The organism is Clostridium sp. AF35-15, from assembly GCF_003477745.1.
Taxonomy (GTDB): Bacteria; Bacillota; Clostridia; order Lachnospirales; family Lachnospiraceae; genus Otoolea; species Otoolea fessa.
Genome location: NZ_QUDY01000001.1, coordinates 436288 through 453390 on the forward strand (window position 1 = coordinate 436288; position 17103 = coordinate 453390).

Consider the following 17103-nt stretch of genomic DNA (forward strand, 5'->3'; position numbering starts at 1 on the left):
TCTTTTCACATGAAAAACATTCTATTGATTGGCACAGGCCGCTTCGGACGGCATATTGCAGTACAGCTTTCTCAGCTGGGGCATCAGGTCATGGCGGTCGATACAAACGAGGAACGAATCAATGATGTGCTGCCATATGTCACCAATGCACAAATTGGCGACAGTACAAACGCGGAGTTTCTTCGCTCTCTTGGCATCGGAAATTTTGATGTCTGCATCGTAACCATCAGCGGTAACTTTCAGAACTCGCTGGAAACCACCTCGCTGCTGAAAGAGCTGGGGGCGAAGTGCGTGGTGTCGCGTGCCGAGCGTGATGTGCAGGCAAAGTTTCTGCTTCGCAACGGTGCCGACCAGGTAGTCTACCCGGAAAAACAGGTGGCAAAATGGGCAGCGATCCGATACACTGCCGACCATATTTTCGACTACATAGAGATCGACGAGCAGCACGCCATTTTTGAAGTAGAAGTTCCGGCCGGGTGGATCGGCAAAAGTGTTGGTGAACTGGATATTCGCAGAAAGTATGGCATTAACATTCTCGGCATCAAACATTCAGGAAAAATCGACGCTTCCATTACGCCGGATACGGTGCTGTCCGGGGAAATAACGATTTTAGCGTTGGGCGAATACAAAGCGCTGCAAAAGTGCTTCCGAATCTGAATGGACGGTGAGGGTATATGGAAGATAGCGTTTTGATCGCTGGGACGGCGCTAATGTTCCTGTTCGGCTGGGTTTTGATGAAACGGCTGGATCGCTTTCTGGACGAAAATCAGAAGCGCATCAAAGAATCGTCTGAACAACAGCAGGCTGAACCGTGCGTGCATCTGGTCGGAAATATTTCTCCTGACGAACTTGAGGAAACATTTTCTCAGTTTCGCAATAGTCATGCCCATGTAGAAATCGTGATCTATGATTCAGAGCAAATTTCTTTTCCGGACAACGAATCCGATTGGGCGCAGTAGAAACCTCCACATTTTGGTGCTATAATATTGTTTAAGAGGGGGTGAAAATGTGCAGAATAAAGGAAGCGAAATACCAAAAGAACATATTCTTGTGTGCCTGTCCTCGTCTCCATCCAATGAACGCATTGTACGAATGGCGGGGAAAATGGCACAGGCATTTTGCGCCAGTCTTACCGCACTCTACGTGCAGACCCCCGGAGACGCTGATATGAACGCGGAAGATACCGTCCGTTTGCAGGCGAATATGCGTCTGGGGCAGCAGCTTGGCGCAGAAATTGTCACAACGCATGGTGAAGATGTGGCGACACAGATCGCGGAATATGTGCGGCTCTCTGATGTGACCAAAATTGTGATTGGGCGAAGCGGCGTACAGCGGCTGCATTTCTGGAGCGAATCGACGCTGACAGAACAGCTCATTACGCTTGCACCAGAGGTAGATATTTATATTATTCCGGATGTGGAAGCCTATAAGAACTGCCGCAGAAATCAGCCGCTTACTATCCGCCCGGCGTTTCCGACCGCCCGGGAACTACTTCTGACCATCGGAATTCTGGCAGTTACGACGGTCATCGGATGGATCTTTCTGCGGCTCAGCTTTGCAAATGACAATATCATCATGGTTTACCTGCTGGGTGTGCTTCTGACTTCCACTTTTACCAGCGGATATACCTGCGGTGTGCTGTCCGCTTTTTTGAGTGTCCTCCTGTTCAATTATTTTCTGACGGAACCCCGGCTGTCTTTGGCAGCCTATGGCAGCAAATACCCGATAACCTTTGCCGTCATGTTCGCGGCTGCACTTTTGACAAGTACACTTGCGGCCAAGCTCAAAGCCCACGCACAGCTATCCGCACGGGACGCTTATCGCACGAAGCTCCTTTTTGATATGAACAGACAGCTCCAAAAAGCGGAAACGCCGGAGGAGGTCTATCGGATGACCGCGACGCAGATACAAAAGCTCATGCAGCGAGACGTTCTGATTTACCCGGCACAGGGCAACGCTCTGCTGGATGGGAACATTTATCCGGCTGACGGAAGTAGTCCATACAGCATCCCAGATACCGACCGGGAACAGAACGTGGTTCAATGGGTCTGGCAAAACCGCAAGCGCGCCGGAGCAACGACGCAAAACTTTCCAAAAGCAAAACGGCTGTATCTTGCCATCCGTACCGGGCAGCAGATTTACGGTGTTGTCGGGATTCCGATGGAAAAGCAAACGCAGCCTGACGCATTTACATCCAGCGTTCTGTTCTCCATCCTCGGCGAGTGCTCTCTGGCGCTGGATAACCTGCGAAATGCCAGAGAAAAGGAAGAAGCTGCCGTTCTTGCAAAGAACGAACAGCTTCGCGCCAATCTTTTGCGTTCGATTTCTCATGATCTCAGGACACCACTGACCTCGATTTCCGGCAACGCAGATACGCTGCTGCACAGCTATGACGTGTTGGATGAGCAGACACGGAAACAGATTTTTACGGACATTTATGACGATGCACAATGGCTGACGGGGCTGGTTGAGAACTTGCTTTCCATTACGAAAATTGTAGACGGCAGCGTAAAGCTGCACCTTTCTGATCAGGTCGTGGATGACATCATATCGGAAGCACTCAGGCATATTGACCGAAGAGCGGCAGAACATCACATCGCAGTAGATTGCGGAGACGTACTGTTGCTGGCACGGATGGACGCAGGACTCATCATGCAGGTGCTCATCAATCTGGTGAATAACGCAGTCAAATATACTCCAGTTGGCTCGAACATCCGGATCACGGCAATCCCGCGAGAAAATATGGCTGAAATATGTGTCAGCGATAACGGTCCCGGTATTCCGAATGAACTGAAGGAACGTGTTTTTGAAATGTTCTTTACTGGGGGCAATCCAATTGGCGACAGCCGCCGAAGTCTTGGACTTGGACTTACGCTCTGTCAAACTATTGTCCATGCACATCATGGTGAAATGACGTTGAAAGACAATTCGCCGCATGGCTGCATCTTTTCCTTTACAATACCACTTAGTGAGGTGAACTTAAATGAATAAGCCGCTCATCCTCGTTGTAGAAGATGATACCCCGGTGCGAAATTTAATAACGATGACACTAAAAACTCACGAATATAGGTATCTTTCGGCGCAAAACGGCGCAAGTGCCGTGATGGAAGCGCTGTCTCACAACCCGGACATTGTACTGCTTGATCTGGGGCTGCCGGATATGGACGGCGTAGAAGTCATCCAAAAAATCCGGTCGTGGTCGAATATGCCGATCATTGTGATCAGCGCCAGAACAGAGGATTCCGATAAAATCGGGGCACTGGATGCTGGGGCGGATGATTATCTAACGAAGCCTTTTTCCGTGGACGAACTGTTGGCACGACTGCGGGTGACGCAGCGGAGACTGTCGATGATGAAAACAGACTCCGTGCAGGATTCTCCGATTTTTACGAATGGTGCGCTGAAAATCGACTATGCGGCAGGCTGCGCATATCTTGACGGCACAGAGCTGCACCTGACACCCATCGAATACAAGCTGCTGTGCCTGCTCTCCAAAAATGTTGGTAAGGTTCTGACACACACCTATATCACGCAGCAGATTTGGGGCAGCAGTTGGGAAAACGATATCGCTTCTCTGCGGGTGTTCATGGCGACCCTGCGCAAAAAGCTGGAACGCGGAAAAGACGGGCAGCAATACATACAAACACACATCGGAATCGGCTATCGGATGCTCCGCATCGAGTAAGTAATTCCTGAACGGAACATTCATGACTGAATGGAGTAGATTTCTTGTGGTCATTCCATTCTGCCCCAAATAAGCTGACCATCGTTGAAATAGCGAGGACTTGAAAGTCCTCGCTATTAGCATACATCGTCTTATATATTATATCTGTTTTTCCATCTTCGTTTTTGCTGCTTTCCCTACTTTCTAGCACACTCCCCATCAAGCCCCAAAAGGATTTTTAATCCATGATCCAGCTGCGGCAGAATGTACTCCAGACACTCCCGCACTGCCTTCGGACTGCCCGGCAGGTTGACGATCAGCGTGCGTTTACGGATCCCACTTGCCGCCCGGCTTAACATCGTCCGCTTTGTAAATTGTAAGCTGTATGCCCGCATCGCCTCCGGGATACCCGGAACCATCCGTTCCGCGACCGCCAGCGTCGCCTCCGGCATCACGTCGCGCGGAGAAAATCCCGTTCCGCCCGTTGTTAAGAGCAGATCGGCCTTTCCCTCATCGCAGATCTCCTTCATCGCCTCTTCCAACATCGCCTGGTCGTCCGGCAGCACCTTCTGCCAGACCACCTCATAACCAGCCTCTCTCACCATTTCTGCGATTACCGGACCACTCACGTCCTCCCGTTTTCCCGCGTACCCGGAGTCACTGGATGTAATAATTGCTGCTCTCATTGTTTTCCCACCTCTCTTTGATCTCTTTCCTACGCTTCTTCCAGAATCTCCAGATTATCTCCCTCTTTGATCACGCCGCCGTGCAGCACCTTTGTAAATACGCCCTCGCGCGGCATGATGCAGTCGCCCATCGCCTGGAAGATCGCACACCCATGGTGGCATTCTTTTCCGATCTGTGTCAATTCCAGCACGACATCGTTGCATTTAAATTTTGTCCCGATCGGGAGCGTCTTGAAATCGATTCCTTCCACGACCAGATTTTCGCCGAATGCGCCGTCCTCGACCTTTGCACCGCGCGCGCGGAATTCCTGAATCCGGTCATATGAAAGAAGGCTGACCTGACGGTGCCATTTGCCCGCATGGGCGTCACCCTCGATTCCATAGTCCTCGATAAGACAGACCTGATGGACATTTTTCTTCTGAACACCTTTGATTTCACTGGTACACGTTGCGATTACTTTTCCCATGATTGTTTCCCCTTTTCTTTATCCATAAATTTTCCGATTTCATATTTCATATACGATATTTCACTTGTAACATTCCGCCGGCTCACACTTTCACCGCAGAAACCATAATCATAATCCTCACAAACACCCTGCTTATCCGCCTATCTGGGACATTCCCCGGTGTTCCCGATCCGTAAATTCCGTCTTTTTCTCAAAACTATGTCCCTTCGGCTTTTCCGCAAGCGCCTGTCCGATCGCCCGGCGCAGGTCTTCATCGGTACCGCCGCCGCGCAGAATGGTCTTTAATTCTACCCCATTGTCATACTGGAGACAGGTCTTTAAGAATCCTTCTGAGGTCAGCCGGATCCGATTGCATTCGGAACAGAATTTATGGCTGACCGCGCTGATAAAACCGATCCGTCCCTGAAAGCCAGGGACTGCGAAATAATGGCACGGGCCATTTCCTGCCACGTCCCCGCACGGGGTAAAGGTTCCAAATGCCTCTTCCAGCGCATGCTTCAACGCATCTTCTTTCACAAAGGCAAACTGCGTCCCCATGCCGATCGGCATCATTTCGATGAAACGCACGTGCACATTATGGTTTTTCGCCAGTTCCGCCACCTCTAAAAGCTTTTGCTCCTCGATCCCAAGCACCGGCACACAGTTTATCTTGATCTGCATCCTGCCTTTCTGGATCGCCGTCCAAAGACCGCGTCTGACCGCTTCGATCTCATCCCGGCGTGTGAGCTGTCGGTACACCGACGCATCCAGTGTATCCAGGCTGATCGTGACTGAATCAACCCCTGCATCCGCCAGCGCATCGTACATTTCTTCTAATAAAACACCGTTCGTCGTGATCGTCAGGCTCTTGATTCCCGGAATCTGTTTTAACGCTGCTGCTAACTCCGGCAGTCTCCGGCGCACCAGCGGTTCGCCGCCGGTCAGCTTGATTTTCTGAATGCCGTTCTCTGCCAGAATCTGGCAGACCCGCTCGATCTCACCAAACCGCAGGATCTCTTCATGGGAAATGCTGCTGACGCCTTCCTCCGGCATACAGTACACACAGCGCAGGTTGCATCGGTCGGTCACGGAGATCCGTACGTAGTCGATCGTTCTGCCGTATCCGTCTATCATCGCACAAATTCCCCGCTCTTTCCTCCCGATTTTGCATCGAGATGTATCTCTCCGATCTCCATCCGCTTGTCGATCGCCTTGCACATATCATAAATGGTCAGAAGCGCCACGCTGACGCCGGTCAGCGCCTCCATCTCGACGCCGGTCTTTCCTTCCAGCTTCGCAGTACAAAATGCCTTGATCGTCAGCTCTTTTTCATCTACCTCAAAATCCACGCTGCATTTCGTGATGAGAAGTGTGTGGCACATCGGGATCAGATGCGCGGTCTGCTTCACCGCCATGATTCCCGCCACACGCGCCACCCCCAGCACATCGCCCTTGGCAACCGTTCCCTCCAGAACCGCCTTCATGACTGCTTCATTGACGTGAATCTTGCCAGATGCCGTCGCCGTCCGGCTGGTAATCTTCTTTTCGGTTACATCTACCATGATCGCATTTCCCTTTTCATCAAAATGCGTTAATTTCTCTTCCATCTGTATCCTCCTTTTCCTCTTCTTCCGGCTCCAGAAAGATTTTCTCAAACGCTGCTTCTGCTGCCGCCTGCACTGCTGCTTCCATCCGGCGGAATTTTTCTAAAAACACCTTTCCCTCCGGCGTCAGCACAGAAAATCCGCCCTTGCTTCCGCCCATCTGGCGCTCTAAAAACTGGATTCCCAGCTGCGCCTCCGCGATCTTGAGCATTTTCCAGCCCTTGCTGTAAGAAATATCCCGGATCTGACAGGCACCGAGCATTGAACCACTCTCAGCAACTGCCTCCAGAAAATCCGCCGTCAGCGCGCTGAAGCATTCTTCCTCGCGGCTCAGCGAAATCGACGCCCGAAATGCCAGCTCCCCGCGCTTCTGCCTGTCTTTTTCGTAGGCAAGCAGCGATTCGTAGTCCATTTTCGTGTTGGTGTCCAGTAAAACACCCGGATCTTCAACCTCGATCTCCCGGACACCTTCGCCCCACGCATCCATTGCGCCGCGGAGTCCTTTTCCACCCCGGTACGTTAAGATATGTCCAAACACTTCCTTCGACAGCATGACCGGGTGTCCTTTTTTTCCCTGACAGACCGGTACTGCCATGCTTCCGGGCGCCTGCGCCATCTTCTCGATTGTGTCCGCCGTGATCATCGGCACGTCGGCAGGGAACAACAGCACCCGATCGGCTTTTTTCTGGATATGGCGCAGTCCCATGCAGATTGAGCCGTACATCTGCGATGTCTCATACCGCTTGTTTCGGATACAGACCGCACCACGGTGTGAAATATGACGTTCCAGCACATCTGCCTGATACCCGGTCACGACGACGATCGGCGAGATCCCCGCCTGCCGGATCGTGTCGATCTCCCTCTGTATCATCGTGGTCTGCCCCATCCGGAGCATCGGCTTTAATTCTTCCATGTGCGCCGACCGCCCTGCCGCCAGGATGATCGCGCCTGTTTTCCCATCTGCCATACATATCCCCTTTTCTATCATTCTAGCCTTCTTTTAAAAGCATGATATCTCCCGGTGCAATTCCCAGCCGGACGCGGTCTCCGCGCTGATACTGGTTTAGTGAATCACTCTGCTTATAGTCTACCTTCCACCAGATCACCTCGCGTTCCAGTGCATTTTCTTTGTCACCCGCTGCCCCTGCATTTTCCACCGGACGCAGCAAAACATCCCACTCAAATGGCTGGCAGAGTGTGTCCCCCCACTCGCACGTAAATTCATTCGCACTGCCGCGCGCCGGATAAAACTGATGCGCCCGGATGCCGATATAGGCATGCTCCGCGGCAACCGCTTCTTCGGTCTGAAACGTGAGTCCCCAGTCGAGCGCCTCCACCTCATATTCGCCGATCCGCCGGATCCGGCTAAAGTTTTTACAGCCTGTCAGGCGTGCCGCAGTGACATTTTCCGGTTTCTGGAAAATCGCCCGCGTCTCTCCCTTCATCGCCACCTGTCCGCGGTTTAAGATGATGCTCTTCTCGCAGAACCGATAGACCTCGTCCCGGCTGTGGCTGACCATCAGCACATCGCCCGTGTACCCGCGGAGTACCTCGCGCACCTGGAACTGCAGTTGTTCCTTCAGATAATAATCAAGCGCCGAAAATGGTTCATCCAGCATGATCACATCCGGCTCATAGACGAGAATGCGCGCCAGCGCCACACGCTGCTGCTGTCCGCCGGAAAGCTGGGACGGATACCTTTTTTCAAGCCCTTCTAATTTAAAGAGACGGATCATGCGGGCAACTGCCTCCTGTTTTTCCTCCTTGCTGCCCGAAAGCCCCGCTGCAATGTTGGTTTCTACGGTCATATTCGGAAACAATGCATAATTTTGGAATAAATAACCGACTTTCCGCTTCTGCGGCGGCAGGTTGATGTGCTTTTCCGAATCAAAGAGCACCCTGCCGTTTAACACGATCCGCCCTTCGTCCGGCGTCTCAATTCCGGCGATACACTTGAGCGTCATGCTCTTGCCGCTTCCGGAAGCGCCGAGAATGCCCATGACGCCGCCATCGGTATTAAGCGATACGTCCAGCGAAAAGCCGGAAAATCTCTTTTTGATTGCCGCCTGCAGGCTCATCGCGCGCCTCCCTTCTGTGCATCCGCTTCCCCGTCCGCAAACAGTTCCACCGAAACCTTTGCATCCTGACCGCCCGCTTCCACACTGTTATCTTTCTTTTTATGATTGCTGCGTCCGCGCATATCCCGCCGCGACAGCACATTCATCAGCACGACGACCAGGAAGGAAATCACCACGATGATCCACACATACTGGTATGCCATCGACATTTTTCCAGCCGCCACCTGTGAATAGATGGCAAGCGGCAGTGTCTGCGTCTTTCCGGCGATATTGCCCGCCAGCATCGCGGTCGCACCGAACTCGCCCAGTCCTCTCGCAAAGGCAAGGATCGCGCCGCTGAGGACGCCCGGCATCGCCGACGGCAGAATCACCTTCCAGAAAATACGGCTTTCGGAAAATCCCAGCGTCCGAGCCGCATAGATAATCGTCACATCGACCTGTTCAAACGCGCCGCGCGCTGCCCGGTACATAAGCGGAAATGAGATCGCCACCGCCGCGATCACCGTTGCCACCCATGAAAATACAATCTTGACGCCAAACAATTCCAGAAACAGCTGTCCGAGCGGTCGTTTTACACCAAAAATCATCAGCAGGAAGAAGCCTGCTACCGTCGGCGGCAGGACCATCGGAAGCGTCAGGATGCCGTCCAGCACCATTTTCACTTTCTCAGAGCGTGCCGATACCACCAGCCGCGCCATCCAGACTCCCAGAAAAAACGTACTAATGATCGACAGCGTTGCTGTTTTCATCGATATCCATATCGGAGACCAGTCCATCTTTCTTCCCCTCCTTTCCTATGAATCAAGTCGAACGTCCGTGAGACCCAACTCCCACTGAGACAAATTTGCTATTATTCGCCACCTAAAGAGGTGGGAGTCTTCTCGACTGAGATAAAAACTGCCGCAGAACACCTGGTTTTCAACGGACCCTGCATTCTGCGGCGGATTTTATTCCATACATGGTTCACTGTCTGTCCTTCGCTGTCCTGCTTTCTATTCACCCAGTCAGCTGCATATCCCAGACAGTCATCGCTCCCGGCTTATTTATTTGCTGTGAAGCCATACTCCGCAAAGAAGGAGAGCGCATCATCGGTTCCCAGATAATCTACAAACTTCTGTGCTGCATCTTTCTTTGTGCTTGCGCTTACAACACCAACCGGATAGATAACCTTCGATACGCTTCCTTCCGGTGCATATCCGATAACCTTTACCTGGTCAAACTGATCGCTGGTGGTTGCATCGGTCAGGTATACGATACCTGCATCTGCGCTTCCGGCTGCTACCCAGCTTAAAACCTCGGTTACGTTGGTACCAAAGCTTGTCTTAGCCTCTACATCATCCCACATACCCAGGTTCTCAAAGGCTTCCTTGGCGTACTGTCCAACCGGAACACTCTCCGGATCGCCGAGTGCAATCTTCTCTGCCTTTGTGATATCCTCAAAACCGGTAATTCCCAGTGTGGAATCCTTCGGAACGATCAGGGCGATCTTATTTTCCAGAAGCTCTACGACAGAATCTGCATCAACCAGTCCCTCGTCCTCCAGCGCGTTCATCTGCTTCATCGCTGCGGAGAAGAATACGTCTGCATCCGCGCCCTCTTCGATCTGGGTCTGCAGCTTTCCTGAACTGTCAAAGGTAAAGCTCAGCTTGATGTCCGGATTCTCTTTCTCAAATGCCGGCTGAATCTTGTCTTCCATAACGTACTGAAGGCTGGCTGCTGCCGCTACCAGAATCTCCTGCTGGTCGCCGGTTGCCTCTGCTTCTGCTTCGGTCTCTTCTGTCTCAGCTGCCTCTGCCTCCGTTTCCGGTGCTGCTGTCTCAGCCGGTTTGCTGGATGAACATGCGGTCAGGGATGCTGCCGCCATCGCTGCTGCCATTACAAGTGCCCACGTTTTTCTCATATCTTGGTTTCTCCCTCATTTCACGCACATGTTTCCGGCATCCTCCTCGTTTCGATTCCTTACGCCATAGCAATGTGGTTTTTACCCTTCCGTTATTTTTGAAAAATTATAATGATATTTGCTAATCAAATAGTAGCACGTGGCACTTTTTTTGTCAATCTTTACAATGATTCTTATTGAATGCACATGGTCATTATGTGCACCAAAAAATAACGTGGCTTTTTTCTGCATTTTCCCTTTATTCTTATGAATTTTCCAGTTGTTCTTTCCAAACCCTTCCGTCTATTTTCGTGAAATTATTATGATGATTTTTCATATATTTTATTTTTATCTTTTTATTTTTCATTTATTTGAAATTTTGTATCCAAATACACCGGTGCTTCGGTTTCCTTACCGGTCACACGGTTCCCGATCCGTGGCAAAGTCTTCCACCAGCACATCCATAATGCCGCCGCAGACCATTCCTTCATCTTCCGCCGCCTCGCCGGTCAGATCTACATGAACTACTTTGTACCTGCCGCTTCCGATCAGAGAACGTGCCTCGCCCAGCACGGCCGCCTCGCTGCAGCCGCCGCCGATGCTGCCGAGAATCCGTCCGTCCCGGTAGACAATCATCTTCGCGCCTGCCCCGCGCGGGGAGGAACCCTTTGATTCAATCACCGTGACCACTGCTTTCGGCTCATCCGGCTCCTCTGCCAGGCGTTTCAGCACATCAAAATCCAGATCGGAACGGTTTTTCACACGTTTGTCTTCCCGATCCATGCGCTTTACCTGTATGATCTCCGCCAGAATCGAGATCGCGATCTCCTCCGGTGTCACACCGCCGATCTTTAAACCGATCGGGCTCTTTAAACGGCTCATCCGCTCTGGATCGTAACCTTCTTCCAGAAGCTCCTGTTTCACGATACCGACGCGGCGTCTCGAACCAATCATGCCGAGATACGCCGGTTCTTTTCCTTTTCCAATCATCCGCAGGCAGTCCGCATCGTGGCGGTGTCCGCGCGTAACGATACAGATATAGTCGCTCTCCTGAATCTTGAGTTCTTTGATCGCATGCCCAAAGTCATCACAAATCACCTTCTCTGCCATCGGGAATCGTCCCGGATTCGCGAAGGAAAGGCGGTCGTCCACCACAGTTACCAGGAATCCGACGCGCGCGCCAAATTCTGCCACTGGAAGAGCCACATGGCCGCCTCCGAGAATAATCAGGCGCTCTTTCGGGAAAAATGGTTCCGCCACATTCCAACTGCTTCCGGCGCGCCCACAGACCGGCTGCCCCTGTGTCAGGGCTTCTTTTCCAATCTCCGACGCCTCTGCGCCTTCTTTCAGTTCACAGCGCATATCTGTGAGATTTCCCTCTTCTCCCACAAAGCTTCTCTCGAGCGCCAGACACGGCGTCCCTTCCAGTTTTTTCAGAATCTCCCCATACAGATTCATATCACGCACTTCCTCTCTTTTATACTGCATGAGCCATCCATTTCTCATTTCGCAGTTGTGCCATCGCGGTTGCTTCCTCATCGCCTCTCTCTGGCTCGATTATTTACCAAAACCGCAGTTCGGGAAAATACAGGTTGGACAATTTAAGCACAGACCACCTGCGCCCATTTTCGCCAGATCCGCTTTTGTCACTGGCACATCTGCCATCACACGCGGCAGCACCAGATCAAAGATGGTCCTCTTCGCATACATCACGCAGCCCGGAAGTCCCATGATCGGCTTTCCGTCCTTCGTATATGCCAACAAGAACATCGCTCCCGGAAGTACCGGCGCGCCGTAGGAGACAACCTCCGCTCCGGTCTGCTTGATCGCGCTCGGTGTCGTATCATCCGGATCGACGCTCATGCCGCCGGTACAGACAACAAAATCGGCGCCCTGATCCAGCCATTCCTGGATTGCCTCCGTGATTTTATCCGGATTGTCCCCTATAATCTTCTGTCCCAGAACTTCCACACCAAATTCCTGAAGCTTTTCCCGGATGACCGGGCCAAATTTATCCTCAATCCGTCCATAGAACACTTCATTTCCGGTCGTCACAATGCCTGCTTTCTTATTTTTATACGGAAGCAGCTTTAACAGCGGCTCTGAACCCGCTACCTTCTTCGCCTCTTTCATTTTTTCTTTTTCAATTACCAGCGGGATCACACGGGTTCCGGCTAACTTATCACCTTTTTTTACCGGGAAATTCGTCCGGCGGGTCGCGATCATCATCTCCGGCAGGCTGTTGACCTTTAAGAGGCGTTCTTCATCGACCTGAAACAGACCGTCCGACTCCGCAATCAGCTCAATCTTGCCTTCCTTCGGATCGGTTGCACGCATATACTCATTCTGGCAGATGCCGCGCAGAATGTCCGCCGCCTCATCCTCATGATATTTTGTATCGTCCTTTTCCCAGACATAAATATGATCTTTTCCAATCGAAAGCAGTACCGGGATGTCCTCCTCACGCACGATATGTCCCTTGCGGAATACGGCGTCCTTCGTCACGTCCGGAATAATCTGCGTCATGTCATGGCAGAGTACCTGTCCGACTGCCTCGGTTGTTTTCATTAATTTCATATGATTTTCCTCTTTTCCTTTTTACAGTAATGCCTCCGCACGCTTTGCCAGCTGATACCGCCGTTCCACACCCGCCAGCGCCTCCGGATTATCCTTAAATTTCTCCCGTTTTGCCGCAAACCGTTCTTCGATCGTTACACGCCGTTCTCCCTGTACCTGCTTGTCCGCCAGGTACACGATCAGGCTTTCGTTCAGATATCCCAGCTTTTCTTCCGGCAGATCCATATGATCCGCAACAATATCCGCGATCCCGGTATGTCCCAGAAGCCGCAGCCATCCCGCCCCTGTCTCTGGATGTTCGGGGTATGCTTTGGCGATGTCATGAAGAAGCGCCGCCGCGTAGATTTTGTGTTTATCGATTGGAGGACTTTTGTATGTCATCTCCACATACGTTTCCGACCTATGCTTTAGAACTCTATCTGCCAATTCCACGGCCAGCTCCGCAACCGCCCGGCTATGGCGCACCGTCGCCTCCGGCGTGTGAAACCATGCAAGCAGACGTTCACACTCCTCTCTGTCCGGGATAGGACGTTTTCTCTCCCAATCACGCAATTTCTGAAACTCTTCCTGTGTATCCGCATCAAACGCACAGCCCGGATCCGGCACATCCAGGGGAATCCGGCGGATTTCCGGCTGTTCACAGGCGCCTTTAAGCCCCATCGTTCCGTCATGCTGCAGCAGTTTTTCGATCACATCTGCACGGATCAGAAGCGGATGCCCCGGTGTTTTCTCATATTCCGGGAGATAGACATCCCCATCGCCCTCCGCGAACCGGTATTTTTCATATTCCAGCGTAAATGGCGTAAACAGTGGCACATCCACCGGGAAAAAGAAAATGCCATCCAGCGTCTCTTTTCCTGCCGTTTTCCGCTTTTCCTTATAATAGGAAAGCCCCAGACAGACGGAATCAAACATTTTCGTCTCCGCATACGCCGGATTGTGGATGAAATGGATTCCCGTTCCCACAGCCGCCGCGCGTATATCTTCCGCCCGGCGTCCGGTAATGATCGTGATTTCATGTACACCGCACGCCCTCAGCGTCTGTATCTCACGTTCCAGGACCGTCTGAGTGCCAAGCTTCATGAGCGGTTTGAAATCCCCCATCCGCGAGGATCGCCCCGCCGCCGAGATCAGAGCATCAAATACAAAATCCTTTTTTTCATACACCTGTCCGTAGCCAAAGGGAATCTGCAGAAGTTCTGCCTTTTTCCGCTTCTCCCAGCCGCAGATCAATGTCCGGAACCAGCCCGCGTGCCCGATCACCAGAATATCGCCCCGGCTCTTCATCCGGAGTTCATTCCAGGTTGTCCTGGCGCGCCTTGCACAGTCCGCAAAGCTCTCTCCCTGCGGCGGTCGGAAATCGTACATATCTGCCCCACGTGCCGCATACTCCGCCGGAAACTGTTCCCGGATTTCATCGAAGGAGTGACCATCCCATTCCCCCATGTCGATCTCCGCCAGTCCATCCATGACCTCGATCGGAATACTTCTGTCAATCACTTCCTGCAGGATCGCAGCTGACTCCCGGCAGCGCTTTAACGGGCTGGTATAAATTTTTTCAATTCTGCGTCCCGCAAATGTCTCCCCCAGCGCCCGAATCTGTGTCCGCCCTTCTTCTGAAAGCGGCAAATCTGTCCGTCCGATGCAGTATTTCTGTTCATCTGGAAATTCCGGCTTTCCATGCCGGATCAAATAAATCGTCCGCATTCTGTCCTTTCCTAGTGCTCGTGCTCCTCTTCTTCCCCACACTCGCAGCTGAAATCATGGCTGTGTCCAAATGGTCCCGGTCCGCCGATGTAGTCGCGGATCAGCTCCAGTTTATAACGGTTCATATAGCTATATGCCTTCTGAACCGTATGCCCGCTTCCCAGATAACGGGTCACGCCCGCCTTTACCAGTATCTCAAACGGCTCTTTCTCGATCGGTCCGCAGATGACTGCCTCACAGTCATGTTCTACCACCTTCTTCGCAAATACCAGATTGTCCGGATCCTGTTTTCCATAGACATGGAAAATCTGGTTCTTGTCCGCGTCAATAATCATCAAAAACGGACTCTCCTTAAAAGTCGCCGGTACCAGTCCGTCGATCTCCTCTGTCTCTGATGCAATCGCTATGTTCATTTTCTTCTCCTTGTTCTTGTCAAATTTTACTAATTTTTTTCAAAATTTCTCGATTATTTTTAATTTTATGATACTGCAATTAAAACTTATCGTCAAGTTTTTCATGATATTGAATTTTACCACTCATTTTTCATTTTTCCTCGATGATCAGCCGCCTTTTTCCCGAACCGATATAGGGGGAAATTTCTTTTTCTATCACTGAGACGGTCAGGCAGTTCCCAAAGTATTCCGTTAATGCTGCTTTGACATTTTTCACTCTGCTTCCTACCGCATCTGCATAACCCGCTTTCTTCATAACAGCCACCGTCAGATGCTTCTGCGCCGCATTGTAAGATGCCTGAAAATCTTCCACCTCATCCAGGGCAAATAAAAGCTCATCTAATATGTGCATGGAAAGTACTTTTCCGCCGGACAGCCGGACGCTGTCATCCAGCCGTCCCTCAACCTTATCAAGTCTGGGCTTTAAACATCCGCAGGCACACGGTTCTGCAATCATCCGCCCCAGATCGCCGGTCCGATAGCGCACAAGCGGCATTCCCCGCCGCCGAAGCGTTGTCAGAACCAGCTCGCCGTATTGCCCTTCCGGAACCGGCTGTCCCGTCTCCGGATCCAGAATCTCAATCAAAAGGTCCCGGTCCCGCAGATGGTAACCCGCGCGCGCCCCACACTGTACGCCGCCGCCGTAACCAGTTTCCGTCATCCCCCAGTGTGTAAAGACCCGGCAGTTCCATGTTTTTTCCAAAAAACGCTGCACGCTGACCGGCACATAATCAGCACTTAAAAGCACTGTTTTCGGGCCAAGTCCCGGCGCATGGGCTGCCAGCGCATACATCTGGCTTGGGACACCGATCAGGCAGTCTGCCCCCTCGCCGTCCCGCGCTGCCGCTTCCATATCGTGAATCAGTCCATGAACCTTCGTCTCCACCTGAATGCGCCCCAATCCTTCTTTTAAAAGTCCTCCAATCGAAAAAAATCCCGGTCCTTCCATATAAACCGTGACCCGATCGCCCGGCTTTACCATGTACTGCATCCCTGTTTCAAAGAAATCCGCCGTCTGCATCAGATCGTCTTCGGTAAAAAACAGGCGCTTCGGTGCCCCTGTACTGCCGGAGGTTTTCAGCGTGATGATCCGCGCGATCTCCTTGGCTGGAACACATAAAAATGTTTCCGGCTCCGCTTTCAGTTCCTCCGGGGTTGTGAGGGGCAGTGTCCGGAAATCCTCCCATGAAAACGAATCCGGCGCAAGCCGTACATCGGAACCTGCCATTTCCCCAAGCTGTCCCCAGACGGATGTAAATTTCTTCTGATAAAATGGGCTTTTCTCCTTTACATACGAAAGTGTCCGCCATAACCCGGACGGCTGCGCCGCTGCAATAAAATAACCGCAGCCCGCTTCTTTTAAAATCTTCCGTTCCGCCCCCAGCGCCGCGCAGACGGATTCCAGATTTCCATCAAAGATCTGCTGCCCAATCCACTCCGCCAGTGTCCCAGACACATCCTGCATATTTGCAAGTGCAAAACCCGCACCCGCTATCCGGTCACGGATTGTTTTAGCGGACTCCAGCCGTCCCAGCATCCCGTCTAAGAAAAGCTCTTTTTTCCGGGCATACATATCGCTCATCAAAAGCCATCCCTCCGGCTTTAACACCCGGTACGCCTCCTGGAGCGCCGCCGCCGGTTCCGCAGCTTTGGAACAACTGCATTCCATCAGAATGATATCTGCCGTCTGATCTGGATATGGCAGTTTCTCCGCACATCCAGTCTCTATCCAGCCAGGTTCATGCACATCCGGATTCTTATCCAATCCGGAAATCTGCCAGCCCGGGAAATGCTCAGAAAGCCATCGCATCGTGCCGCCGGTTCCGCAGCCGATGTCGATGACGCGAAACGGCACTGCAGGATCTGTAGACTCCGTCTCTGCCGCTCCCGCCTCCGGTATCTCAATTCCCGCAAACTGGAACATCTGCCTCGTCAGCGCAAATCCGCCCGGCCGGCAGAGACTGCTCTCATTTGTATCCATTTTTTGCACCTCTCCTTTCTGCGCTTCTA

General features: G+C 52.0%; 17 protein-coding genes. 4 read left to right on the plus strand and 13 right to left on the minus strand.

Annotation, left to right across the window (positions count from 1 at the left end):
* The first annotated feature begins 9 nt into the window (after positions 1-9).
* The 4 genes from DWZ76_RS02110 to DWZ76_RS02125 are packed head-to-tail and all read left to right on the plus strand — an operon-like array spanning position 10 to position 3685.
* Positions 10-657, plus strand: coding sequence for a TrkA family potassium uptake protein (locus tag DWZ76_RS02110; RefSeq protein ID WP_022360492.1), 648 nt, complete (start codon positions 10-12; stop codon positions 655-657).
* Positions 658-674: 17 nt separating this feature from the next.
* Positions 675-959 (plus strand): hypothetical protein, encoded by a 285-nt coding sequence (locus tag DWZ76_RS02115; RefSeq protein WP_147353121.1) that lies wholly within the window; start codon positions 675-677, stop codon positions 957-959.
* A gap of 49 nt (positions 960-1008) precedes the next feature.
* Positions 1009-2991 (plus strand): DUF4118 domain-containing protein, encoded by a 1983-nt coding sequence (locus tag DWZ76_RS02120; RefSeq protein ID WP_118471659.1) that lies wholly within the window; start codon positions 1009-1011, stop codon positions 2989-2991.
* Positions 2984-3685: a response regulator transcription factor gene (locus tag DWZ76_RS02125; RefSeq protein WP_022360489.1), complete on the plus strand. Its 702-nt coding sequence runs from the start codon at positions 2984-2986 to the stop codon at positions 3683-3685. Before DWZ76_RS02120 ends, DWZ76_RS02125 begins: the two co-directional genes overlap by 8 nt.
* A 176-nt stretch (positions 3686-3861) precedes the next feature.
* On the opposite strand, the gene DWZ76_RS02130 is transcribed toward DWZ76_RS02125, so the two are convergent.
* The 13 genes from DWZ76_RS02130 to DWZ76_RS02190 all read right to left on the minus strand — a co-directional run bounded on the left by DWZ76_RS02130 (position 3862) and on the right by DWZ76_RS02190 (position 17074).
* Positions 3862-4350 (minus strand): MogA/MoaB family molybdenum cofactor biosynthesis protein, encoded by a 489-nt coding sequence (locus DWZ76_RS02130; protein ID WP_117796574.1) that lies wholly within the window; start codon positions 4348-4350, stop codon positions 3862-3864.
* A 29-nt stretch (positions 4351-4379) separates the two neighbouring features.
* The gene (locus tag DWZ76_RS02135) at positions 4380-4817 is read right to left on the minus strand and encodes an MOSC domain-containing protein (protein WP_022360487.1); all 438 of its coding nucleotides are present in this window, start codon (positions 4815-4817) and stop codon (positions 4380-4382) included.
* Positions 4818-4949: 132 nt separating this feature from the next.
* On the minus strand, positions 4950-5930 hold the full coding sequence (moaA, locus tag DWZ76_RS02140) for a GTP 3',8-cyclase MoaA (protein WP_118471661.1): 981 nt from the start codon (positions 5928-5930) through the stop codon (positions 4950-4952).
* Positions 5927-6403, minus strand: coding sequence for a cyclic pyranopterin monophosphate synthase MoaC (gene moaC / locus DWZ76_RS02145; protein WP_118471663.1), 477 nt, complete (start codon positions 6401-6403; stop codon positions 5927-5929). Before moaC ends, moaA begins: the two co-directional genes overlap by 4 nt.
* On the minus strand, positions 6378-7388 hold the full coding sequence (locus DWZ76_RS02150) for an NTP transferase domain-containing protein (RefSeq protein WP_118471665.1): 1011 nt from the start codon (positions 7386-7388) through the stop codon (positions 6378-6380). Before DWZ76_RS02150 ends, moaC begins: the two co-directional genes overlap by 26 nt.
* A 1-nt stretch (position 7389) precedes the next feature.
* A complete protein-coding gene (locus DWZ76_RS02155; protein WP_118471667.1) occupies positions 7390-8478 on the minus strand; it encodes a sulfate/molybdate ABC transporter ATP-binding protein in 1089 nt (362 codons plus the stop codon).
* Complete coding sequence (modB, locus tag DWZ76_RS02160; protein ID WP_118471669.1) at positions 8475-9254, minus strand: molybdate ABC transporter permease subunit; 780 nt, start codon at positions 9252-9254, stop codon at positions 8475-8477. The genes DWZ76_RS02155 and modB overlap by 4 nt, the downstream gene beginning before the upstream one ends.
* Positions 9255-9517: 263 nt before the next feature.
* A complete protein-coding gene (modA, locus tag DWZ76_RS02165; RefSeq protein WP_118468947.1) occupies positions 9518-10378 on the minus strand; it encodes a molybdate ABC transporter substrate-binding protein in 861 nt (286 codons plus the stop codon).
* A gap of 390 nt (positions 10379-10768) precedes the next feature.
* Complete coding sequence (locus tag DWZ76_RS02170) at positions 10769-11845, minus strand: XdhC/CoxI family protein (RefSeq protein WP_182426660.1); 1077 nt, start codon at positions 11843-11845, stop codon at positions 10769-10771.
* Between the two features lie 69 nt (positions 11846-11914).
* On the minus strand, positions 11915-12934 hold the full coding sequence (locus DWZ76_RS02175) for a molybdopterin-binding protein (RefSeq protein ID WP_117796811.1): 1020 nt from the start codon (positions 12932-12934) through the stop codon (positions 11915-11917).
* A 21-nt stretch (positions 12935-12955) separates the two neighbouring features.
* Entirely contained in the window at positions 12956-14641 is a 1686-nt protein-coding gene (locus DWZ76_RS02180; RefSeq protein ID WP_118471673.1) for a DVU_1551 family NTP transferase, read from the minus strand.
* An 11-nt stretch (positions 14642-14652) separates the two neighbouring features.
* Positions 14653-15054 (minus strand): NifB/NifX family molybdenum-iron cluster-binding protein, encoded by a 402-nt coding sequence (locus DWZ76_RS02185; protein ID WP_022360477.1) that lies wholly within the window; start codon positions 15052-15054, stop codon positions 14653-14655.
* 130 nt (positions 15055-15184) lie between these two features.
* Positions 15185-17074, minus strand: a complete 1890-nt coding sequence (locus tag DWZ76_RS02190) for a DVU_1553 family AMP-dependent CoA ligase (protein WP_118471675.1) — start codon at positions 17072-17074, stop codon at positions 15185-15187.
* Positions 17075-17103: the final 29 nt, after the last annotated feature.

Excerpts from the sequence above, each read along its gene's own strand:
- DWZ76_RS02110 (WP_022360492.1), top strand. The coding sequence starts at position 10 with ATGAAAAACATTCTATTGATTGGCACAGGCCGCTTCGGACGGCATATT.
- DWZ76_RS02115 (WP_147353121.1), top strand. The coding sequence starts at position 675 with ATGGAAGATAGCGTTTTGATCGCTGGGACGGCGCTAATGTTCCTGTTC.
- DWZ76_RS02125 (WP_022360489.1), top strand. The coding sequence starts at position 2,984 with ATGAATAAGCCGCTCATCCTCGTTGTAGAAGATGATACCCCGGTGCGA.
- DWZ76_RS02130 (WP_117796574.1), bottom strand. The coding sequence starts at position 4,350 with ATGAGAGCAGCAATTATTACATCCAGTGACTCCGGGTACGCGGGAAAA.
- DWZ76_RS02135 (WP_022360487.1), bottom strand. The coding sequence starts at position 4,817 with ATGGGAAAAGTAATCGCAACGTGTACCAGTGAAATCAAAGGTGTTCAG.
- moaA (WP_118471661.1), bottom strand. The coding sequence starts at position 5,930 with ATGATAGACGGATACGGCAGAACGATCGACTACGTACGGATCTCCGTG.
- moaC (WP_118471663.1), bottom strand. The coding sequence starts at position 6,403 with ATGGAAGAGAAATTAACGCATTTTGATGAAAAGGGAAATGCGATCATG.
- DWZ76_RS02150 (WP_118471665.1), bottom strand. The coding sequence starts at position 7,388 with ATGATAGAAAAGGGGATATGTATGGCAGATGGGAAAACAGGCGCGATC.
- DWZ76_RS02155 (WP_118471667.1), bottom strand. The coding sequence starts at position 8,478 with ATGAGCCTGCAGGCGGCAATCAAAAAGAGATTTTCCGGCTTTTCGCTG.
- modB (WP_118471669.1), bottom strand. The coding sequence starts at position 9,254 with ATGGACTGGTCTCCGATATGGATATCGATGAAAACAGCAACGCTGTCG.
- modA (WP_118468947.1), bottom strand. The coding sequence starts at position 10,378 with ATGAGAAAAACGTGGGCACTTGTAATGGCAGCAGCGATGGCGGCAGCA.
- DWZ76_RS02170 (WP_182426660.1), bottom strand. The coding sequence starts at position 11,845 with ATGCAGTATAAAAGAGAGGAAGTGCGTGATATGAATCTGTATGGGGAG.
- DWZ76_RS02175 (WP_117796811.1), bottom strand. The coding sequence starts at position 12,934 with ATGAAATTAATGAAAACAACCGAGGCAGTCGGACAGGTACTCTGCCAT.
- DWZ76_RS02180 (WP_118471673.1), bottom strand. The coding sequence starts at position 14,641 with ATGCGGACGATTTATTTGATCCGGCATGGAAAGCCGGAATTTCCAGAT.
- DWZ76_RS02185 (WP_022360477.1), bottom strand. The coding sequence starts at position 15,054 with ATGAACATAGCGATTGCATCAGAGACAGAGGAGATCGACGGACTGGTA.
- DWZ76_RS02190 (WP_118471675.1), bottom strand. The coding sequence starts at position 17,074 with ATGGATACAAATGAGAGCAGTCTCTGCCGGCCGGGCGGATTTGCGCTG.